The sequence below is a fragment of the Rhizobium leguminosarum genome (assembly GCF_001679785.1).
GTDB classification, from domain to species: Bacteria; Pseudomonadota; Alphaproteobacteria; order Rhizobiales; family Rhizobiaceae; genus Rhizobium; species Rhizobium leguminosarum_R.
This window is the reverse complement of record NZ_CP016286.1, coordinates 882,925-902,167: the sequence shown is the minus strand read 5'-3', so window position 1 is coordinate 902,167 and position 19,243 is coordinate 882,925. Positions and strand designations below refer to the sequence as shown.

Sequence of the window (19,243 nt, the reverse complement as noted above, 5' to 3'; positions counted from 1 at the left end):
TCCATCGATACTCTCCCTTCGGCTGCAGAAGACACAAGAGGTAAAATTGTAGCAAACCCCTTGACCGCGGCGATTTCCCTGTCCATGTCGGAGGGCCGATATCCATGTTGCGGTGTGTGTCGCGCTGGCTTCAACGCTGGCGTCGTTTCCTTTTTAGAGAATCATCATGAATGTTGTAGTGGTGGAATCGCCTGCCAAGGCCAAGACGATCAATAAGTATCTGGGTCCGGGATACAAAGTGCTCGCCTCCTTCGGCCATGTGCGCGATCTGCCTGCCAAGGACGGCTCAGTTCTTCCTGATCAGGATTTCGAAATGCTTTGGGAGGTCGATAGCGCCTCCGCCAAGCGGATGAAGGACATTGCCGACGCGGTGAAATCTGCCGATGGCCTGTTTCTCGCGACCGACCCGGATCGCGAAGGCGAAGCGATTTCCTGGCACGTTCTTGACATGCTGAACAAGAAGCGCGTGCTGAACGGTAAACCGGTCAAGCGCGTCGTCTTCAATGCGATCACCAAGAAGGCGGTGCTCGACGCGATGGCCGATCCGCGCGACATCGACGTGCCGCTGGTCGATGCCTATCTCGCGCGCCGCGCGCTCGACTATCTCGTCGGCTTCAATCTTTCGCCGGTGCTGTGGCGCAAGCTGCCCGGCGCACGTTCGGCCGGACGCGTTCAGTCGGTGGCGCTTCGCCTCGTCTGCGACCGCGAATCCGAGATCGAGCGCTTCATTTCGGAAGAATACTGGAACATCTCGGCGTTTCTGAAGACGCCGCGCGGCGACGAGTTCGAGGCAAGACTGGTTTCGGCGAACGGCAAACGGCTGCAGCCGCGGGCAATCGGCAACGGCGAAGATGCCGGCCGGCTGAAGGCGTTGCTCGAAGGTGCGAGGTATGTCGTCGATACGGTCGAGGCGAAGCCGGTCAAGCGCAACCCGGGACCGCCGTTTACGACCTCGACGCTGCAGCAGGCAGCCTCCTCCAATCTCGGCTTCTCCGCCTCACGCACCATGCAGATAGCGCAGCGGCTCTATGAGGGTGTCGATATCGGCGGCGAGACCGTTGGTCTCATCACCTATATGCGAACCGACGGAGTGCAGATGGCGCCCGAGGCGATCGACGCGGCGCGCAGTGCCATCGTCGACCAGTTCGGCGAACGCTATATGCCGGAAAAGCCGCGCTTCTACTCGACCAAGGCGAAGAACGCCCAAGAGGCGCACGAGGCGATCCGCCCGACCGATTTCGACCGCTCGCCCGACCGTGTCCGCAAATTCCTCGATGCCGACCAGATCCGGCTCTACGAGCTGATCTGGAAGCGCGGCATCGCCAGCCAGATGGCGTCGGCCGAGATCGAGCGCACCACAGCTGAAATCACCGCCGACAACAAGGGCGAGAAGGCCGGGCTTCGCGCCGTCGGTTCCGTGATCCGCTTCGACGGTTTCATCGCCGCCTATACCGACCAGAAGGAGGATGGCGAACAGAGCGATGACGGCGACGAGGATGGCCGCCTGCCGGAGATCATTGCGCGCGAGGCGCTCGCCAAGCAGAAGATCAATTCGACGCAGCATTTCACCGAACCGCCGCCGCGCTATTCGGAAGCGACGCTGATCAAGAAGATGGAAGAGCTCGGCATCGGCCGCCCCTCCACCTATGCCGCGACGCTCGCAACGCTGCGCGACCGCGACTATGTGACGATCGACAAGCGCAAGCTGATCCCGCAGGCCAAGGGCCGGCTAGTGACGGCTTTCCTCGAGAGCTTCTTCACCAAATATGTCGAGTACGACTTCACCGCCGATCTCGAAGAGAAGCTTGACCGGATTTCCGCCGGCGAGTTGAACTGGAAGCAGGTCCTGCGCGATTTCTGGAAGGATTTCTTCGCCCAGATCGAGGACACCAAGGAACTGCGCGTCACCAACGTGCTGGATTCGCTGAACGAGGCGCTGGCACCGCTCGTCTTCCCGAAACGGGAGGACGGCAGCGATCCCAGAATCTGTCAGGTCTGCGGCACCGGCAACCTGTCGCTTAAGCTCGGCAAATACGGCGCCTTCGTCGGCTGCTCGAACTATCCGGACTGCAACTACACCCGCCAGCTCTCCTCCGAAAACGGCGGAGAAGCAGACGGTGCTGCGCTCAACGAGCCGAAGAACCTCGGCACCGATCCGACCACCGGCGAGGAACTGACGCTGCGTTCCGGCCGCTTCGGCCCTTATATCCAGCGCGGCGACGGCAAGGAAGCCAAACGCGCTTCGCTGCCGAAGGGCTGGAAGCCCGAGGACATCGATTATGAAAAGGCGATGGCGCTGATCTCGCTGCCGCGCGATATCGGCAAACATCCCGAATCGGGCAAGATGATCTCGTCCGGCATCGGTCGCTACGGGCCGTTCCTCCTGCACGACGGCTCCTATGCCAATCTGGAAACCGTCGAGGACGTGTTCTCGGTCGGCCTCAACCGCGCCGTGACTGTTATCGCCGAAAAGGCGAAACAGGCCCCGGGCCGGGGTGCGCGCGGCACGCCGGCGGCGCTGAAGACGCTCGGTGATCATCCTGACGGCGGCGCCATCACCGTTCGCGACGGCAAGTACGGCCCTTATGTCAACTGGGGCAAGGTCAACGCCACACTGCCGAAGGGCAAGGATCCCCAGGCGATCACCGTCGAAGAGGCGCTTGCGCTGATCGCCGAGAAGGCCGGCAAGGCCCCTGTGGGCAAGGCGGCCAAGGCGAAAGCCAAGCCGAAGGCGGCAGCCGCCGAAGCCAAGAGCACCAAGACGGCCGCCAAGCCGAAAACAACGAAGGCGAAAGCGCCCGCGAAATCGAAAAAGGGCTGACGTGAGCAGGATACCGCGCGAGAGAATGAACCCTGCGGGCAAGCGCCCGGGCAAGATCGGCCGCAAGGATGCTCCCGCCGTCGAGCCGCTGAACATCGTCCACGGCGCGCTGCCCTCGCGCGAGGTGATCCTGCGCTTCATCGCCGATCATCCGCAGAAAGCGTCCAAGCGTGAACTCGCCAAGGCTTTCGGCCTGAAAGGCGATAGCCGCGTCGAGCTCAAGCAGATGCTGCAGGAGCTCGAGCAGGAAGGCATGCTGCAGAAGAACCGCAAGTCGCTGATCCGGCCCGGTGCACTGCCGCCTGTCACCGTTCTCGATATCACCACGCGCGACAAGGACGGCGATCTGATCGGCCGGCCGGCGGAATGGCCTGAGGACCAGGGCGTGGCACCCGCCGTCGCCATCCGCCAACAATCGCCGGCAGGCCGCCAGGGCAAGGGCAAGGCGCCCGTCGCCGGGCTCGGCGACCGCATCCTGGCGAAAATCTTCCCGGCTGTCGATCGCGGCGGGCCGGCCTATACGGCGCGGATCATCAAGGTGATCGACAGGCGCCGCGGCGCCTCGATGGGCGTTTTCCGCATAGCACCCGGCGGCGGCGGCCGGCTGCTGCCGATCGAACGGCGCGGCGAGGAGATGGTAATCGATCCCGACTTCACCGGCGGCGCCACGGACGGCGATCTGGTCGAAGTCGAAGTCGCCCGTCTCGGCCGTTTCGGCCTGCCGCGCGCCAAGGTGCTTTCCGTCGTCGGTTCCGTCGGTTCGGAAAAGGCGATCTCGATGATCGCGATCCATGCGCACGGCATCCCGCATGTCTTCCCAACGGCCGTCATCGCCGAGGCGGACGCAGCAAGGCCCGCCAGCATGTCGCATCGCGAGGATTGGCGCGACGTGCCGCTGATCACCATCGACCCGGCCGATGCCAAGGACCATGACGACGCCGTTTATGCCGAGCCCGATCCCTCGCCCGACAATCCCGGCGGCGTCCTCGTCACCGTCGCGATCGCCGACGTCTCCTGGTATGTCCGACCCAATTCACCGCTCGACCGCGAGGCGCTGAAGCGCGGCAACTCGGTCTATTTCCCGGATCGCGTCGTGCCGATGCTGCCGGAGCGCATCTCCAACGATCTCTGCTCGCTGAAAGAAGGCGTCGACCGCCCGGCGCTCGCCGTGCGCATGAGCTTTTCCGGGGAAGGCCGCAAGATCGGCCACACTTTCCATCGCATCATGATGAAGAGTGCCGCCAAGCTCTCCTACCAGCAGGCGCAGGCGGCCATCGACGGGAAACCGGACGATCAGACCGGACCGATGCTCGAGCCGATCCTGAAGCCGCTCTGGCACGCCTATGAGGTGATGAAGCGCGGACGCGACCGGCGCCAGCCGCTGGAACTCGATATGCCGGAGCGCAAAATCCTCCTGAAGCCCGACGGCACGGTCGACCGGGTCGTCGTGCCGCCACGGCTCGATGCGCATAAGCTGATCGAAGAGATGATGATCCAGGCGAACGTCTGCGCCGCCGAGACGCTCGAAAAGAAGCGGCAGCCGCTGATCTACCGCATCCATGACGGCCCGACGCTTGCCAAGCAGGAGATCCTGCGCGAGTTCCTGGCCACGCTCGGCATCTCGCTTTCCAAGGGTGGCAACATGCGCGCCAACAACTTCAACGGCATTCTGGCGAAGGCGGACGGCACGCCGCATCAGACCATGGTGAGCGAGATGGTGCTGCGTTCGCAGAGCCAGGCGATCTACGGCCCGGAGAATATCGGCCATTTCGGCCTCAACCTGATGAAATACGCCCACTTCACCTCGCCGATCCGCCGTTATGCCGACCTTATCGTGCATCGCGCCCTCGTCGGCTCGCTCGGCTTCGGCGAAGGCGGCATCACGCCCGAAGAAGAGGCGGCGCTCGACGATATCGCCGCCGAAATCTCGACCTTCGAGCGCCGGGCCATGGCAGCCGAGCGCGAAACCATCGACCGGCTGATCGCGCACCACCTTAGCGGCCGCGTCGGCGAGGAATTTGCCGGGCGGGTTTCGGGCGTAACGAAATCGGGGCTTTTTATCGCCCTGCCGGACTATGGCGCCGACGGTTTCGTCCCTATATCTACGCTCGGCAGCGATTATTTCATCTATGACGAGGCGCATCAGGCACTCTCAGGTGAACGAACAGGACTCGGCTATCGCCTGGGCGACAGCGTCACCGTGAAACTTGCCGAAGCGATCCCGCTTGCCGGTGCACTGCGTTTCGAGATGACCAGCGAGGGCCGCGAAATGCCGGCGGCGGTGCGTTCCTTCCACAAGGCGGGGCGCCGCGACAGGGGCCAGGTTCGCAAGAAACCCGGAACGAGGCCGCCGCGCGGACGGTACTAAGGCGCGTCGCAATCTTTCAGATTGGCTCCCCCGCGCTATAGGTCCTTGTTTTCACGCATGTCGTTATCGCGAAACCGCTGCAGAGTTTCGCGCGACGTGTTTTAGATCCGAAGAGGAACATGCGATGAGTACACCGACCGATCCGGCCGCCGCCCGCTACGGCGATACGCCCGAGGTCGAGCGTCCGCTTGGGCGCTCCATCATGCGCGGGCTGATGAACCGCTGCCCGGCCTGCGGCAAAGGCAAGCTCTTTCGCGCCTTCCTGAAGCCGGTCGATCATTGCGCCACCTGCGGCGAGGCGATGCATCACCAACGCGCCGACGACCTGCCGCCCTATATCGTCATTCTCGTCCTCGGCCACGTCGTGGTCGGTGGCTATATGCTGACCGACCTGACTTTCGTGCTACCGGTCTGGGTCCATCTGGCCATCTGGGCGCCGATCACCGTCATCACCGCGCTTGCCTCGATCCAGCCGATCAAGGGCGGGGTCATCGGCCTGCAATGGGCGCTGCGCATGCACGGCTTCGGTGGCGAGAGCGACGGTCCGGACGATTATGACATCCCCGGCCGGCCGAATTAGCGCCTTCACCTTCCAGACATATTTAACGTGTAGTGCCAGCCCTCCACCGACCACCACCAAATGCGGGAGCCGACGATCCTCAAGACCTGACATGGTAAGCATTTCTTGCCCGAACGGGCTTTACATTCCGCAGATGGTCACTCACATCGGAAATACTGCGAAGCGGCATCCGTCACCTGGATTTGGCACGTCCGTGTCTATCTATCTGGCGGGATCGGCCGATTCGTTCGCGCACCTCTCTAAGGATGGATAAATGTCTCAGCCGAGAACCGGCACATCGGGCGATGTCGAAGAAATCCATTGGCCTTCTCTGGTGGCAGCCATCTCGTCCATATCAGCCGTTGGCATAGCAATCGGCCTCGGTCTGCCCCTCCTCAGCATCATCCTCGAAAAACGCGGCATCTCGTCCACCCTGATCGGGCTCAACACGGCGATGGCCGGGGTCGCGGCGATGGCCGCCGCACCGATCACCACCAAGCTCGCCCATAAGTATGGCGTGGCGCCGACAATGATCTGGGCCGTGCTGATTTCGGCACTGAGCGCGCTCGGCTTCTATTACGCCCAGGATTTCTGGATGTGGTTTCCGCTGCGTTTCGCCTTCCATGGCGCGACGACGACGCTGTTCATCCTCTCCGAATTCTGGATCAACGCCGCTTCGCCGCCGTCCAAGCGCGGCTTCGTGCTCGGCATCTATGCGACGGTGCTTTCGCTTGGCTTCGCGGCCGGACCGCTGCTGTTTTCGATCCTCGGCAGCGACGGCATCTTCCCCTTCCTGATCGGCGCCGGCGCCATCCTGCTTGCCGCCATCCCGATCTTCATCGCTCGCGACGAAAGCCCGGTGCTCGAGGAAAAACCGGAGCTGCATTTCATGCGCTACGTCTTCCTGGTGCCGACGGCGACGGCGGCCGTCTTCATCTTCGGCGCGGTCGAAGCGGGCGGGCTGTCACTTTTTCCGATCTTTGCCGTGCGCGCCCATTTCACCGAATCGCAGGCCGCACTGCTGCTCACCATGATGGGCGTCGGCAACGTCATCTTCCAGATCCCACTCGGCCTGCTTTCCGACCGCATCGCCGACAAGCGGCCGCTTCTGGCCGGCATGGCGCTGATGGGCTTCATCGGCTCGATGATGTTGCCACTGTTGCTCAACAACTGGCTGCTGATGGCCGGCCTCCTGCTTTTCTGGGGCGGCTGCGTCTCAGGCCTCTATACGGTCGGCCTCAGCCATCTCGGCTCGCGGTTGACGGGCTCCGATCTTGCAGCGGCCAATGCCGCCTTTGTCTTCTGTTATGCGATGGGAACCGTGGCCGGGCCGCAGGCGATCGGCGCGGCGATCGATGTCGCTGGAAATAACGGTTTTGCTTGGGCGATTGCCGCTTTCTTCGGTCTTTACGCCCTACTTTCCGGCATCAGACTGATGTTCATTCGAAAACGGGCTTGACTTTTCGGGCGGGATTCGTAGTTTCGCGCCAGAATTTGCCGTGGAGCCCATCCGGCTTCCACGGCTTTCATTTTCTTAAAGGCAGGACGACCATGGCCAAGGCTACAACAATCAAGATCAAGCTGCTGTCGACGGCCGACACCGGTTTCTTCTACGTCACCACCAAGAACAGCCGCACGATGACGGACAAGATGACGAAGACGAAGTACGACCCGGTTGCGAAGAAGCATGTCGAGTTCAAGGAAACCAAGATCAAGTAATCACTTGGCCTGACGGATTTCAAAAAAAGCGCGCGCCCTCGGGTTGCGCGTTTTTTATTGCCCGGATTGATCGTCCTTAAAAATGATAGCGCAAACAGACAAAACGCCGCCCTTCCATCTTCGGGAAGTGGCGGCGTTTTCTTGAAAGGGGGTCGGCCAGCATGCAAAACGGCACGAGGAACCGCTATAACTTGCCTACTAGCCGACCGACCCCACGACCCAGGAGATGCGGCGGACCTGAGCATCATGGGGTATCGACAACTCCTCAACGGGAGCGCTTCTCTTATGAGCCGATAATTTGCGCAAAAATGAAAGAAAATCAACAAATTCTTAATGATGAATTTTCTGATCTTGATTCTATGGTTAAAAGTCCAGATTTGGGACATACAAAGATTGATCGGCTCTGCTTGACCTCGAAGCGTAGCGTTTCGCTCTTCGAAGAAATTCGACAATATAGCTTAACAACTTACGCCTCCCCTCCCCTTACGTGAGGTGACGTCGCCGCAATCTATTTGACCCTGTCGGCGGCAGGCATTTTTTATAGTCTTCATTTCATTTAGAGCTGCGGCCTGACACTCTCAAGACTATCGCGCGGCAACACATCCGCAGCAACGCGGTGAGTCCATTTTTGGGCTATTGAGTTGCGAAATTTTCGCCCCGCAGTGCACAGGCGAAAATTAAAAATCGGTAACAATTCGCTTACCGCAGTGGAAAACCCGCCAATGGCGCCTATTGGCGGCAAGTGATTCGTTACGCGGCTGCGGCGACCACACGGTTTCGGCCGGTATTCTTGGCCTCGTAAAGAGCGAGATCCGCCTGTTTCATCAGCTGATCCGGTGTCAGCACCGACGTAATGCGCGAGGCGATGCCGAAGGAAGCAGTGACGTTCAGTGCTTCCCCGGCGTGTTTCAGCATGAAGGGAGCGTTTTCGATCGCCGCACGCAGGCGCTCGGCGACGGCGGCGGCAATTTCCGGCGAGGTGTCGGGCATCACGACGACGAATTCCTCTCCGCCGTAGCGGCAGGCAAGATCGGCGCCGCGGATGGTCGACCGGACGCGATTTGAAAATTCCCGCAGCACCTCGTCGCCGCCGTCATGGCCGTAGGTGTCGTTCACATGCTTGAAGCGGTCGATATCGGTGATCAGCACCGAAAGTGGCCGGCCCCGCGCCATCGAACGGTTGAAGAGCACGTTCAGGTGATTGTCGAGATAGCGCCGGTTATAAAGGCCGGTCAGTGGATCGGTCACGGCAAGCTCGATCGTCTGCTTGACGCTGGCGCGCAGGCGGTCGTTATAGCGCTTGCGGCGGATCTGCGTCAGGCTGCGGGCAACCAGTTCGTTGGGATCGACCGGGCGGATGATGTAGTCGTTGACGCCGAGATCGAGCGCGCGCACGACCATTTCGTCAGCGCCTTGCTCGGTGATGATCAGGATCGGCAGGAAGCGCGTGCGTTCCAGCGAGCGCAGCTGCGAGCAAAGGCGAAGCGGATCGTAATCGTCGAAGTTGGCGTTGACGATGACGAGATCGAACGCGCTCTCGGCCGCCTCGAAGAGCGCGGCCTGCGGATCGGAGAGGGCAAGCACGTCGGCGACGGGCTTCAGCGCCTTGACGATGCGCTCCTGCGAATTGGCGCGGCCGTCGACCAGCAGGACCTGAGCGGTCTCGTCGGCGCGGCCCTCGCCTGCCCGCGTGAGGTCGTCGATGCCCATCGTATGGGCGGTGTCGGCGCGGATGCGCAGCTCATCGCTCAACGTCTTCAGCCGCAGCAGGCTCTTCACCCGGGAGATCAGTTGCAGATCGTTGACCGGCTTGGTGAGAAAATCGTCGGCACCAGCCTTCAGGCCGCGCACGCGATCGGTCGGCTGGTCGAGCGCGGTGACCATGACGACGGGAATATGGGCGGTCTTCTGGCTGGCCTTCAGCCGCTCGCAGACCTCGAAACCGTCTATGCCGGGCATCATGATGTCGAGCAGGATGAGATCGACCTGGTTGCGCTCGCAGATCGCCAGTGCCGTGTAGCCGTCCGCTGCGGTCATCACGTCGAAATACTCCGCAAGCAGCCGCGCTTCGAGCAGCTTCACGTTGGCCGGAATATCGTCAACCACCAGTATTCGCGCAGTCATCAGCGTCTTTCCGATGCGTCAGGCATCGCCCAGATAGGTCTTGATCGTCTCGATGAATTTCGGAACCGAGATCGGCTTGGAAACATAGGCCTCGCAGCCGCCCTGGCGGATCCGCTCCTCGTCGCCCTTCATCGCGAAAGCCGTAACGGCGATGACGGGAATCACGTGCAACTCGTCGTCTTCCTTCAGCCATTTCGTGACTTCGAGGCCGGAGACCTCGGGAAGCTGAATATCCATCAGGATGAGGTCGGGGCGATGCTTACGCGCCAGATCGAGCGCCTCCATGCCGTTTCTGGTCTGGATCGTCGTATAGCCGGACGCCTCGATGAGGTCGCGAAAGAGCTTCATGTTGAGCTCGTTATCTTCTACAATCATCACCTGTTTGGGCATGACAAGCTGTCCCTACGTCCGTTCGCGCAGCGGTTCGTCCCATGAGAAAGGCACATGCGGACAAAAGCTGCGTGAAACCGATAGCGCACGCTACCGGTATTTGGTTGAAGAAAAGGTAACTTACCCAGCGAAATGCAAAGCAACTTCAAGACTTCGAAACAACAGGCCGCCGACCCGCACGAGACAGCGATCGCCGTGCTCGGCTGGCTTGCCGACGATCCCGACATGTTCGGCCGCTTCCTCGCCCTGACGGGGGTGGCGCCCGGCCAGGTGCGCAACGCCGTCGACGATCCGGGATTCCTTGCCGGCTTGATGGATTTCCTGATGAACCACGAACCGACGGCGATGGCCTTCTGCGCGGCGAGCGGGATCAGCCCGGAGACCGTGACGGCCGCCTGGCGGCATTTCTCGTCACCGGGCCTCGATTCCGGAGAATACTGACCGTGACCTCCGGGGAACTCGACATCTCGCATATCCGCCTCGGCGAACGGCCGTTGATCGTCTGTGACGTCGACGACGTCGTGCTGCAGTTCATCGGTCCCTTCCAGCTTTTCCTTCAGAGCCAGGGCCACGCGTTTCTGCCGCGATCGTTCCGGCTGCATGGCAACATCGTCTCGCGAGCCGACGGCGTGGAGATCGAGGATCAAGAGGTCAGCCGGCTGATCGAGGAGTTCTTCGATGCCCAAGAGCTGTGGCAGACGCCGCTCGACCGCGTCGTCGAAACGCTCGACCGGCTTTCGGAAGAGGCCGATGTGCTTTTCCTGACAGCCATGCAGCCACGGTTCCAGGACCAGCGCCGTCGCCTGCTCGACAGGATGGGCCTGCTCTTTCCGCTGCTTGCCACCGAACAACCCAAAGGGCCGATCGTTCACGCATTGCATGCCAGCCGCTCCCTTCCCGTCGTCTTCATTGATGATATGGCGCGCAATCTGCATTCCGTCAGAGATCACGTCGCCGATTGCCTGCTGATTCACCTGATGCCGAACTCGCCCGTCCATCGTTTCGCACCGGCCGCCGCTGACGACATCACCCGCGCCACCGACTGGACGCATGCGGCCGAGCTGATCGAGGCGCATTTTGTTTCCGGCACCTTCACGCACGCAGTTCCAGCCGCATGAGCGGACGGCCGTCCTTGCGCCGTGCTACCGTCTCGAAACCGGCGGCATCGAAGATCGCCGTCGAGCCGATGCAGAGTGTCACGGATTTCGACTGCTTCACATGATCGATCGGACAGGCTTCGAGCAGCCGCGCTCCCTGGCGCCGCGCATGGTCGATCGCCTCGGCGAGCAGACGGTGGCTCATTCCCTTGCCGCGCAGTTTGGGCAGCAGGAAGAAGCAACTGACGACCCAGATGGATGGATCATGCGCATCGCCCTCATCGAGCGGCCGCGAGACGGTGCGCGGCGAATTGAACTGCGGCACGTCGTGGCGCGGCCCGACCTGCACCCAGGCGACCGGCGCGCCGTCGGCATAACAGAGGATGCCAGGCGGCGGACCCGCCTTGATCCGCTCCCGCATATGCGCCTTGCGCTCGTTGGCCGCCATCTTGGTCCTCACCGCATGCGGCAGGCGCAACGCGACGCACCAGCAATTATAGAAGCCACCCTGCGGCCCGAACACGATTTCGAAATCGTCCCAGCGTTCTGGCGTTACCGGCTCGAAACGAAGATCGTTATCCAAAGGCAAAGCTTCCACCCTCTCTTGAGACTCGGAAGCTTAAGGCGTAATCTCCGGCCGTTCAATCTTTGTTCCCATGATGACGCCCACGCCTGACAAGACACCCGGCTTCTGTCGCGACTGCCTTGCCGAGCAGAAGGGCGAGGCGCGCCGTTGCGTTTCTTGCGGCAGCCCGCGCCTCGTGCGCCATCGCGAACTCTACGCCTTGACGCTCGCCCATATCGACTGCGACGCCTTCTACGCAGCCGTCGAGAAACGCGACAATCCCGAGCTTGCCGACAAGCCTGTCATTATCGGCGGCGGCAAACGCGGCGTCGTCTCCACCGCCTGCTATATCGCCCGTATCGATGGCGTGCGGTCCGCCATGCCGATGTTCAAGGCGCTGGAAGCATGCCCTCAAGCGATCGTCATCCGCCCCGACATGGAGAAATATGTCCGGGTCGGACGGCAGGTGCGCGCCATGATGCAGGATCTGACGCCGCTGGTGCAGCCGCTATCGATCGACGAGGCCTTCCTGGAGCTCGGCGGAACCGAGAGGCTGCATCACGATCCGCCGGCGCGCACGCTCGCCAAATTCGCCCGTCGCATCGAAAGGGAGATCGGCATCACCGTTTCGGTCGGGCTTTCCTATTGCAAATTCCTCGCCAAGGTCGCCTCCGATCTGCAGAAGCCACGCGGCTTTTCGGTCATCGGCCGCGAGGAAGCGGTCGAGTTCCTGGCGCCGCGTCCCGTCACCACGATCTGGGGCGTCGGCAAGGCCTTTGCGGCGATGCTGGAGGCGGACGGTATCCGCACCATCAGCCAGTTGCAGCAGATGGAGGAAAACGACCTGATGCGCCGCTACGGCAGTATCGGCCAGCGGCTCGCCCGATTGTCGCGCGGCATCGACGACCGCGAAGTGCATCTCAATGATGCGGCCAAGAGCGTTTCGTCCGAGACCACCTTCTTTGACGACATCTCGCGTTACAACGATCTGGTGCCGATCCTGCGCAACCTCTCCGAAAAGGTCTCCTGGCGGCTGAAGAAAAACGGCATTGCCGGCCAGACCGTGGTCTTGAAGATGAAGACCGCCGATTTCAAATCGCGCACCCGCAACCGCAAGCTCGAAGACCCGACCCAGCTTGCCGACAGGATCTTCCGCACCGGCCTCGAGCTTCTCGAAAAAGAGACCGACGGTACGAAGTTCCGCCTGATCGGCATCGGCGTCACCGATCTCGGCGATGCCGGCCGCGCCGATCCGCCCGATCTCATCGACCAGCAATCGGGCCGGCGGGCGGCGGCCGAAGCGGCGATGGACAAGCTGCGTGACAAGTTCGGCAAGAAGACGGTCGAGACCGGCTACACCTTCGGCAACGGCAAGCGCGATCACTAGGTGTTTAGTCCCGGCATTTGATGGATAGGATCGATGATGAATCGATCTGGCTCGGAAGTCCACCTTTTGCAGATGAACTCGTAGGGGGTGAGGCCCTTTAGTGTCTTGAGCCTGCGCCCAAAATTGTAGGCGTCGATGAAGTCGGCGAGATGCTTTTTCAGTTGTGCGTGATCGTCGTAGTGGAAGCGCTTGACAGTCGCTTCCTTGATCGTCCGGTTCATCCGCTCGACCTGCCCATTGGTCCATGGGTGCTTAACCTTTGTCAGGCGATGCTCGATCTCGTATTCCTCACAGACTCGGTCGAAGATGTGCTGGAAGGCATTTTGGTCACAGGCCCGGTTGGTGAACTGGATGCCATTATCGGTCAGGATAGTATGGATGGTGTAGGGCACCGCCGCGATCAGGTTGCGCAGGAACTGGGCGGCATTCATCTTGCCAGCTTTGGCATAGAGCTCAGCGAAGGCGAACTTGGACGTGCGATCAATCGCCACGAAGAGATAGAGCTTGCCCTCAGCCGTCTGCACCTCGGCAATATCGACGTGGAAGTAGCCGATCGGGTAGCTTTTGAACTTTTTCTTCGGTTCTTTGTCGCCTTTCACTTCCGGCAGGCGTGAAATGCCGTGGCGCTGCAGACACCTGTGCAGGGACGAACGTGTCAGATGCGGGATCGTCGGTTGAAGGGCATAGAGGCAGTCATCAAGAGGCAGCAATGTATGCCTGCGAAAGGCGACGATGACGGCTTCTTCTTCAAGGGAGAGGATTGTCGAATGCGGGTCCTTCGGGCCTGTCGGAAGATCGGCCAATGATGTCCGTCTCTTCCATTTGGCTATTGTCTTCTGATTGACCCCATACCGCTTTGAAAGCGCTCTCAGGCTCTCTTCACTATTTTGTATTGCTCGACGGATTGCCTCTGTCGTTGTGGCGCTCCCGTGTAGAACCTGGCCCATAGTGCCTCCCTCCATTCTAAGGAAAATAATGCACCATCAAATGCCGGGACTAAACACCTAGCGCATAACCCCGAAAATCGGAATCGATTTTCGGAAAGGATTATGCGCAGATTCAAAGTGATAGAGCGTCCTTAGCGCGTCTGAAGACGCGCGGCGCTCTAACGCGTGAAACCTGCGGGGGATCCAGCCTATAAAATCTTCGTTAAACTTCGTCCCATAATGTGCCGGGCAAGTATTGCGTATGGTTGGGTATCATGTTCTCGCGTCTCGTCTTCGGCCTCGGCTTGCTGTCGGCCACCGCACTCGTGCACCCCGCTCTTGCCGCGGATGCGCGCACGCTGCAGATCATCGTCTCGAAGGACAAGCAGTCGCTTGCGGTCTATGATGGCACCGAGGTCGTCGCGACCTCGAAGGTCTCGACCGGCAAGGACGGCCACACGACGCCGAGCGGCATATTTTCGGTGCTGGAAAAGCAGAAATACCACGAATCCAATCTCTATTCCAACGCCCCGATGCCGTTCATGCAACGGCTGACCTGGTCAGGCATCGCGCTGCACGAATCCAATTCGGTGCCGCGTTATCCGGCCTCGCATGGCTGCGTGCGCATGCCCGGCACCTTCGCAAAAATGCTCTATGGGATGACCGACCGCGGTGTCCCCGTCATTATCAGCGACGGTGAACTGGCGCCGCAACCGATCGACCATCCGACGCTTTTCCATCCGGATGCACCGGCGGCGATGCCGCTGCTTTCGGATGTCGAGCTGCGGCCCTCCATGCCCGACGGCCTCGGGGAGCCGGTACAGGTGGCGATGAACGACACGGCTGCGATGCCGATGCCGGCCGTGCCGCCGATTGCAGCGCCCGAACCCGAGCCGCCGTCCGAGCCGATCAGCATGCTCGTTACGCGACGGACACTGCGCGAGACGGTGATCGACATCCAGACCCTGCTCAACCAGCTCGGCTTTTCCGCCGGCAATCCGGACGGCTTGCTCGGTCCGTCGACCGTGCAGGCGATCAAGGCTTTCAAGACATTGCGGCCGACGGAATTCGGCGCCGACAGGAACCTGGTCTCAGACACGCTCCTCAGGGAAGTCTATGCCGCGGCAGGCAAGGGCGAGCCGCCGAACGGCGTCATCATGGTGCGGCAGGCTTTCAAGCCCCTCTTCGAAGCGCCGGTGACGATCGCCGATCCGGGACTGGCGCTCGGCACGCATTTCTTCACGTTGCATGCCGTCGATGCAAAGGCCGGCACAGCGGACTGGCTCAGCATCACGCTTGAGAACAATCTCTCCCGCGAAACGATGAAGCGGCTCGGCATCACCAATCAGGAAAGCTCGATCATCACAGGCAAGCCGATCGCCCGTTCGCTCAGCCGGATTAGCATCCCCGATGAGACCCGCCGCAAGATCGACGCCCTCATCGCGCCGGGCTCGACGCTGACGATCTCAGATACCGGCCTCGGCCTGGAGACCGGCGAAGGCACGGATTTCATCACCATCACCCGCGGGTGATCAGACGAGCTCGACGTCGACGACCCCCGGGGCGGCGCGAAGGGCGGCGGCAATCTCCGGCGTGATGCGGTATTTCTCCGGCAGCGCCACTTCCACCTCGCGTTTGCCATCCTCCTTGATGACGATGAAGGAGACGAGGCCGTCGCCCTTGGCGTTCAGATGGCCGGCGACCATCCGCAGCGGTCCGGAATCGCGGACATAGACGCGCAGCGCCTTCTGCATCTGCAGTGACTTTTCCTCCAGCGACTGGATCGTCTGGATGCGCAGGCCGATGCCCTCCGGCCGCTCCTCGCCCGTCGCAGTCAGCACGAAGGATTTTCCCGATTCGAGCACGTCGCGATACTGGTTCAGCATTTCCGAAAACAGCACCGCTTCGAACTGGCCCGAAGAATCGGAGAAGACGATGATGCCCATCTTGTTGCCGGTGCGAGTCTTGCGCTCCTGCTTCGAGATGACGGTACCGGCAAGCCGCGCATTGGCCGCGCCCTGTTTGATGGCGGCGGAAAACTCGGCAAAGGTCTGCACCCGCATCTTCTGCAGGATGTTGTTGTAGGAATCGAGCGGGTGGGCCGTCAGATAGAAGCCCAGCACCTGGAATTCCTTGAGCAGCCGCTCGGAGGGGAGCCAGGGCGAGAACGGCGGCAGGGAGATCTTCTCAGGCCCCGACGTCAGCGTACTGCCGAAAATATCCGACTGGCCGCTCAGCTTGTTCTCCTGGGCGCGCTGGGCATAACCGAGAACACGGTCGAGGCCGGCTGCCAGCTGGGCGCGGTCCATGTCGAAACAATCGAAGGCGCCGGCATAGATCAGGCTTTCGAGCACGCGACGATTGACCTGGCGCGGATCGATGCGCAGGCAGAAATCCTCGATGCTGGCAAAGGGCTTGTCGCCACGCACCTCGACGATATGGTCGACGGCGGATTCGCCGACGCCCTTGAGGGCGGCGAGCGCGTAATAGATGCGGTTGTCGCCGGTCTCGAAATGGCGGAAGGAGCTCTGCACCGAGGGTGCGATCACCTCGATGCCGAGGCGCTTGGCATCCTGACGGAAATCATTGACCTTTTCGGTGTTGGACATGTCGAGCGTCATCGAGGCGGCGAGGAATTCGACCGGGTAATGCGCCTTCATGTAGGCCGTCTGGTAGGAGACGATGGCATAGGCGGCGGCATGCGACTTGTTGAAGCCGTAATTGGCGAACTTCGCCAGCAGTTCGAAGATATTGTCGGCCTGCGGCTTCGATACGCCATTCTTGACCGCGCCAACGACGAAGCGTTCGCGCTGCTGGTCCATCTCGGCCTTGATCTTCTTGCCCATGGCGCGGCGCAGAAGGTCGGCTTCGCCAAGCGAATAGCCTGATAGTACCTGGGCGATCTGCATCACCTGTTCCTGATAAACGATGACGCCTTGCGTTTCCTTGAGCAGGTGGTCGATCATCGGATGGATCGATTCCAGCTCTTCTTCGCCGTGCTTGCGGGCATTGTAGGTCGGGATATTCTCCATCGGGCCAGGACGATAGAGCGCCACCAGCGCGATGATGTCCTCGATGCAGTCCGGCTTCATGCCGATCAGCGCCTTGCGCATGCCGGCACTTTCCACCTGGAACACGCCGACCGTCTCGCCGCGCGACAGCATCTCGTAGGTCTTCTTGTCGTCGAGAGGAATGGCCGCGAGATCGACCTTGACGCCAAGCTTGGCGACGAAATCGACCGCGACCTTCAGCACGGTCAGCGTCTTCAGGCCGAGGAAGTCGAACTTGACGAGACCTGCCTGCTCCACCCATTTCATGTTGAACTGGGTGACCGGCATGTCCGAACGCGGATCGCGATACATCGGCACCAGCTTGGAAAGCGGCCGGTCGCCGATGACGATGCCGGCGGCATGGGTCGAGGCATGGCGGTAAAGCCCCTCGATCTTCTGGGCGATATCAAGCAGCCGCGCGACAACAGGTTCCTTTGCCGCCTCCTCCTGCAGCTTCGGCTCCTCCTCGATCGCCTTGGACAGCGGCGTCGGATTGGCGGGATTGTTCGGCACGAGTTTGCAGATCTTGTCGACCTGGCCATAGGGCATTTCCAGCACGCGGCCGACGTCGCGAAGGGCGGCGCGCGCTTGCAGCGAACCGAAAGTGATGATCTGCGCCACCTGCTCGCGGCCATACTTGGCCTGGACATAGCGGATCACCTCTTCGCGGCGGTCCTGGCAGAAATCGATGTCGAAGTCCGGCATCGAGACGCGTTCCGGATTGAGGAAGCGCTCGAAGAGCAGCGAAAAACGCAAGGGATCGACGTCGGTGATCGTCAATGCATAGGCGACCAGCGAGCCGGCGCCCGAACCGCGGCCGGGACCGACCGGAATGTCATGCTGCTTGGCCCATTTGATGAAGTCGGCAACGATCAGGAAGTAACCGGGAAAACGCATGCGCTCGATGACGCTGAGCTCGAAATCCAGCCGTTCGCGATAATCCTTTTCCTCGTAACCCGGCGACATGCCGAGCGTTGCAAGCCGCATATCCAGTCCTTCGACCGCCTGGCGGCGCAGCTCGCTCGCCTCGGCGCGTTCGGCCTCCTCGGCATCGTCGGTCGCCCCGGTGAAGCGTGGCAGGATCGGCTTTCGCGTCTTCAGCACGAAGGAGCAGCGCGTGGCAATCTCGATCGTATTTTCCAGTGCTTCCGGCAGGTCGGCGAAAAGCTTGACCATCTCGGCCCGGCTCTTCAGATAGTGATCCGGCGTCAGGCGAAAGCGGCTGTCGTCGGAGACGATGGCGTTGTGCGCGACCGCCATCAGCGCATCATGGGCGTCGTAATCGTCGCGGGTCGGAAAGAAGGCCTCGTTGGTCGCAACCAGCGGCAGGTCGTGGGCATAGGCGAGCCCGATAATCTTCTGCTCGTGCCGCTTGTCGTAGGTGCCGTGCCGCTGCAGCTCGACATAGAGCCTATCGCCGAAGAGGCGCTTGAGCGTGAGCAGCCGGGCTTCCGCCTGAGCGGGATGGCCTTCCTTGATCGCCACGTCGACCGGCCCGGTCAAGGCGCCGCTCAATGCGATCAGCCCTTCCGTGCCTGCCTCCTCAAGCCAGGAGGCGCTGATATGAACGGCCTGGTTGCTCTCGCCGCCGAGATAGGCCCGGCTGACAAGATCGACCAGCCGTTCGTAACCGGCATCCGTCGCGGCAAGAAGAACGATCGCCGGCAGCTTGACCAGGGCCTGCTGGCCGCCGCGCTTTTCCGTTTCCAACCCGTCTCCCATATCGATCGAGACCTGACAGCCGATGATCGGCTGCAGGCCGTCCTCCATCGCCTTCTGGGAGAATTCGAGGGCGACAAACAGATTGTTGGTGTCGGTAATCGCAATCGCCGGCTGGCTGTCGCCGGTCGCCTTGTAGAGGATCTTCTTCAGCGGCAGGGCGCCCTCGAGAAGCGAATAGGCGGAATGGACCCTCAGGTGGATGAAACCCGGCGTACCGCCGGTCGCCTCACCCGTTGAACCCTTTGCCGTATCCGCCATAACATGCCTTCCCAATCACCCGAATGAATCGGACGCATTGTCGGCATAGAGGGCGATGATGTCCAGAAGAAGTCCCGCGTCCGGACCGCATGATTACCATGCGGTCCCCTGAAAAGTTTAGAGCGCCATGACGATGAGCGAGAAGCTGGCAACGAACATTGCGATGGAGGTGAATGCTGCGATATCACGGATCATGTCAGTCATCGGGCTCTCCTTTACTCGTTATGTTTTCAATTTGTTCCATGTATGTTCTGTTG

The 19,243-nt window shown here is 61.3% G+C and carries 14 protein-coding genes; 9 read left to right on the top strand and 5 right to left on the bottom strand.

Features of this window, described 5'->3' with window-relative positions:
• The first annotated feature begins 166 nt into the window (after positions 1 to 166).
• The 5 genes from topA to rpmG all read left to right on the top strand — a co-directional run bounded on the left by topA (position 167) and on the right by rpmG (position 7,467).
• Positions 167 to 2,821: a type I DNA topoisomerase gene (gene topA / locus BA011_RS04620; protein WP_065279593.1), complete on the top strand. Its 2,655-nt coding sequence runs from the start codon at positions 167 to 169 to the stop codon at positions 2,819 to 2,821.
• A gap of 1 nt (position 2,822) precedes the next feature.
• On the top strand, positions 2,823 to 5,189 hold the full coding sequence (gene rnr / locus BA011_RS04615) for a ribonuclease R (RefSeq protein WP_065279592.1): 2,367 nt from the start codon (positions 2,823 to 2,825) through the stop codon (positions 5,187 to 5,189).
• 124 nt (positions 5,190 to 5,313) lie between these two features.
• Complete coding sequence (locus BA011_RS04610; protein WP_065279591.1) at positions 5,314 to 5,769, top strand: DUF983 domain-containing protein; 456 nt, start codon at positions 5,314 to 5,316, stop codon at positions 5,767 to 5,769.
• A gap of 253 nt (positions 5,770 to 6,022) precedes the next feature.
• The gene (locus tag BA011_RS04605) at positions 6,023 to 7,207 is read left to right on the top strand and encodes an MFS transporter (protein WP_017959960.1); all 1,185 of its coding nucleotides are present in this window, start codon (positions 6,023 to 6,025) and stop codon (positions 7,205 to 7,207) included.
• A gap of 92 nt (positions 7,208 to 7,299) precedes the next feature.
• Complete coding sequence (gene rpmG / locus BA011_RS04600) at positions 7,300 to 7,467, top strand: 50S ribosomal protein L33 (RefSeq protein WP_003547442.1); 168 nt, start codon at positions 7,300 to 7,302, stop codon at positions 7,465 to 7,467.
• Between the two features lie 750 nt (positions 7,468 to 8,217).
• Here the strand turns inward: rpmG and BA011_RS04595 are convergent.
• The gene (locus BA011_RS04595; RefSeq protein ID WP_065279590.1) at positions 8,218 to 9,591 is read right to left on the bottom strand and encodes a PleD family two-component system response regulator; all 1,374 of its coding nucleotides are present in this window, start codon (positions 9,589 to 9,591) and stop codon (positions 8,218 to 8,220) included.
• An 18-nt stretch (positions 9,592 to 9,609) separates the two neighbouring features.
• Positions 9,610 to 9,981 carry a response regulator gene (locus tag BA011_RS04590; RefSeq protein WP_003547430.1) on the bottom strand — a complete coding sequence of 124 codons (372 nt, stop codon included), beginning with the start codon at positions 9,979 to 9,981 and terminating at the stop codon, positions 9,610 to 9,612.
• Between the two features lie 132 nt (positions 9,982 to 10,113).
• Here BA011_RS04590 and BA011_RS04585 point away from each other — a divergent pair, with 132 nt between their 5' ends.
• Positions 10,114 to 10,422 (top strand): DUF3572 domain-containing protein, encoded by a 309-nt coding sequence (locus BA011_RS04585; protein ID WP_017959959.1) that lies wholly within the window; start codon positions 10,114 to 10,116, stop codon positions 10,420 to 10,422.
• A 2-nt stretch (positions 10,423 to 10,424) separates the two neighbouring features.
• The gene (locus BA011_RS04580; RefSeq protein ID WP_065279589.1) at positions 10,425 to 11,099 is read left to right on the top strand and encodes a hypothetical protein; all 675 of its coding nucleotides are present in this window, start codon (positions 10,425 to 10,427) and stop codon (positions 11,097 to 11,099) included.
• Here the strand turns inward: BA011_RS04580 and BA011_RS04575 are convergent.
• Positions 11,074 to 11,661: a GNAT family N-acetyltransferase gene (locus BA011_RS04575; protein WP_065279588.1), complete on the bottom strand. Its 588-nt coding sequence runs from the start codon at positions 11,659 to 11,661 to the stop codon at positions 11,074 to 11,076. The two genes, BA011_RS04580 and BA011_RS04575, sit on opposite strands and share 26 nt — an antisense overlap.
• A gap of 76 nt (positions 11,662 to 11,737) precedes the next feature.
• Here BA011_RS04575 and BA011_RS04570 point away from each other — a divergent pair, with 76 nt between their 5' ends.
• Positions 11,738 to 13,030, top strand: coding sequence for a DNA polymerase IV (locus BA011_RS04570; protein WP_065282411.1), 1,293 nt, complete (start codon positions 11,738 to 11,740; stop codon positions 13,028 to 13,030).
• Here BA011_RS04570 and BA011_RS04565 read toward each other — a convergent pair.
• Positions 13,027 to 13,977: an IS481 family transposase gene (locus BA011_RS04565; protein ID WP_072638367.1), complete on the bottom strand. Its 951-nt coding sequence runs from the start codon at positions 13,975 to 13,977 to the stop codon at positions 13,027 to 13,029. The two genes, BA011_RS04570 and BA011_RS04565, sit on opposite strands and share 4 nt — an antisense overlap.
• A 254-nt stretch (positions 13,978 to 14,231) precedes the next feature.
• Between BA011_RS04565 and BA011_RS04560 the strand changes: the two genes are divergently transcribed.
• Entirely contained in the window at positions 14,232 to 15,488 is a 1,257-nt protein-coding gene (locus tag BA011_RS04560) for a L,D-transpeptidase family protein (protein ID WP_065279587.1), read from the top strand.
• Here the strand turns inward: BA011_RS04560 and dnaE are convergent, their stop codons facing one another.
• Positions 15,489 to 18,986: a DNA polymerase III subunit alpha gene (gene dnaE / locus BA011_RS04555; RefSeq protein WP_065279586.1), complete on the bottom strand. Its 3,498-nt coding sequence runs from the start codon at positions 18,984 to 18,986 to the stop codon at positions 15,489 to 15,491.
• Positions 18,987 to 19,243 lie beyond the last annotated feature (257 nt).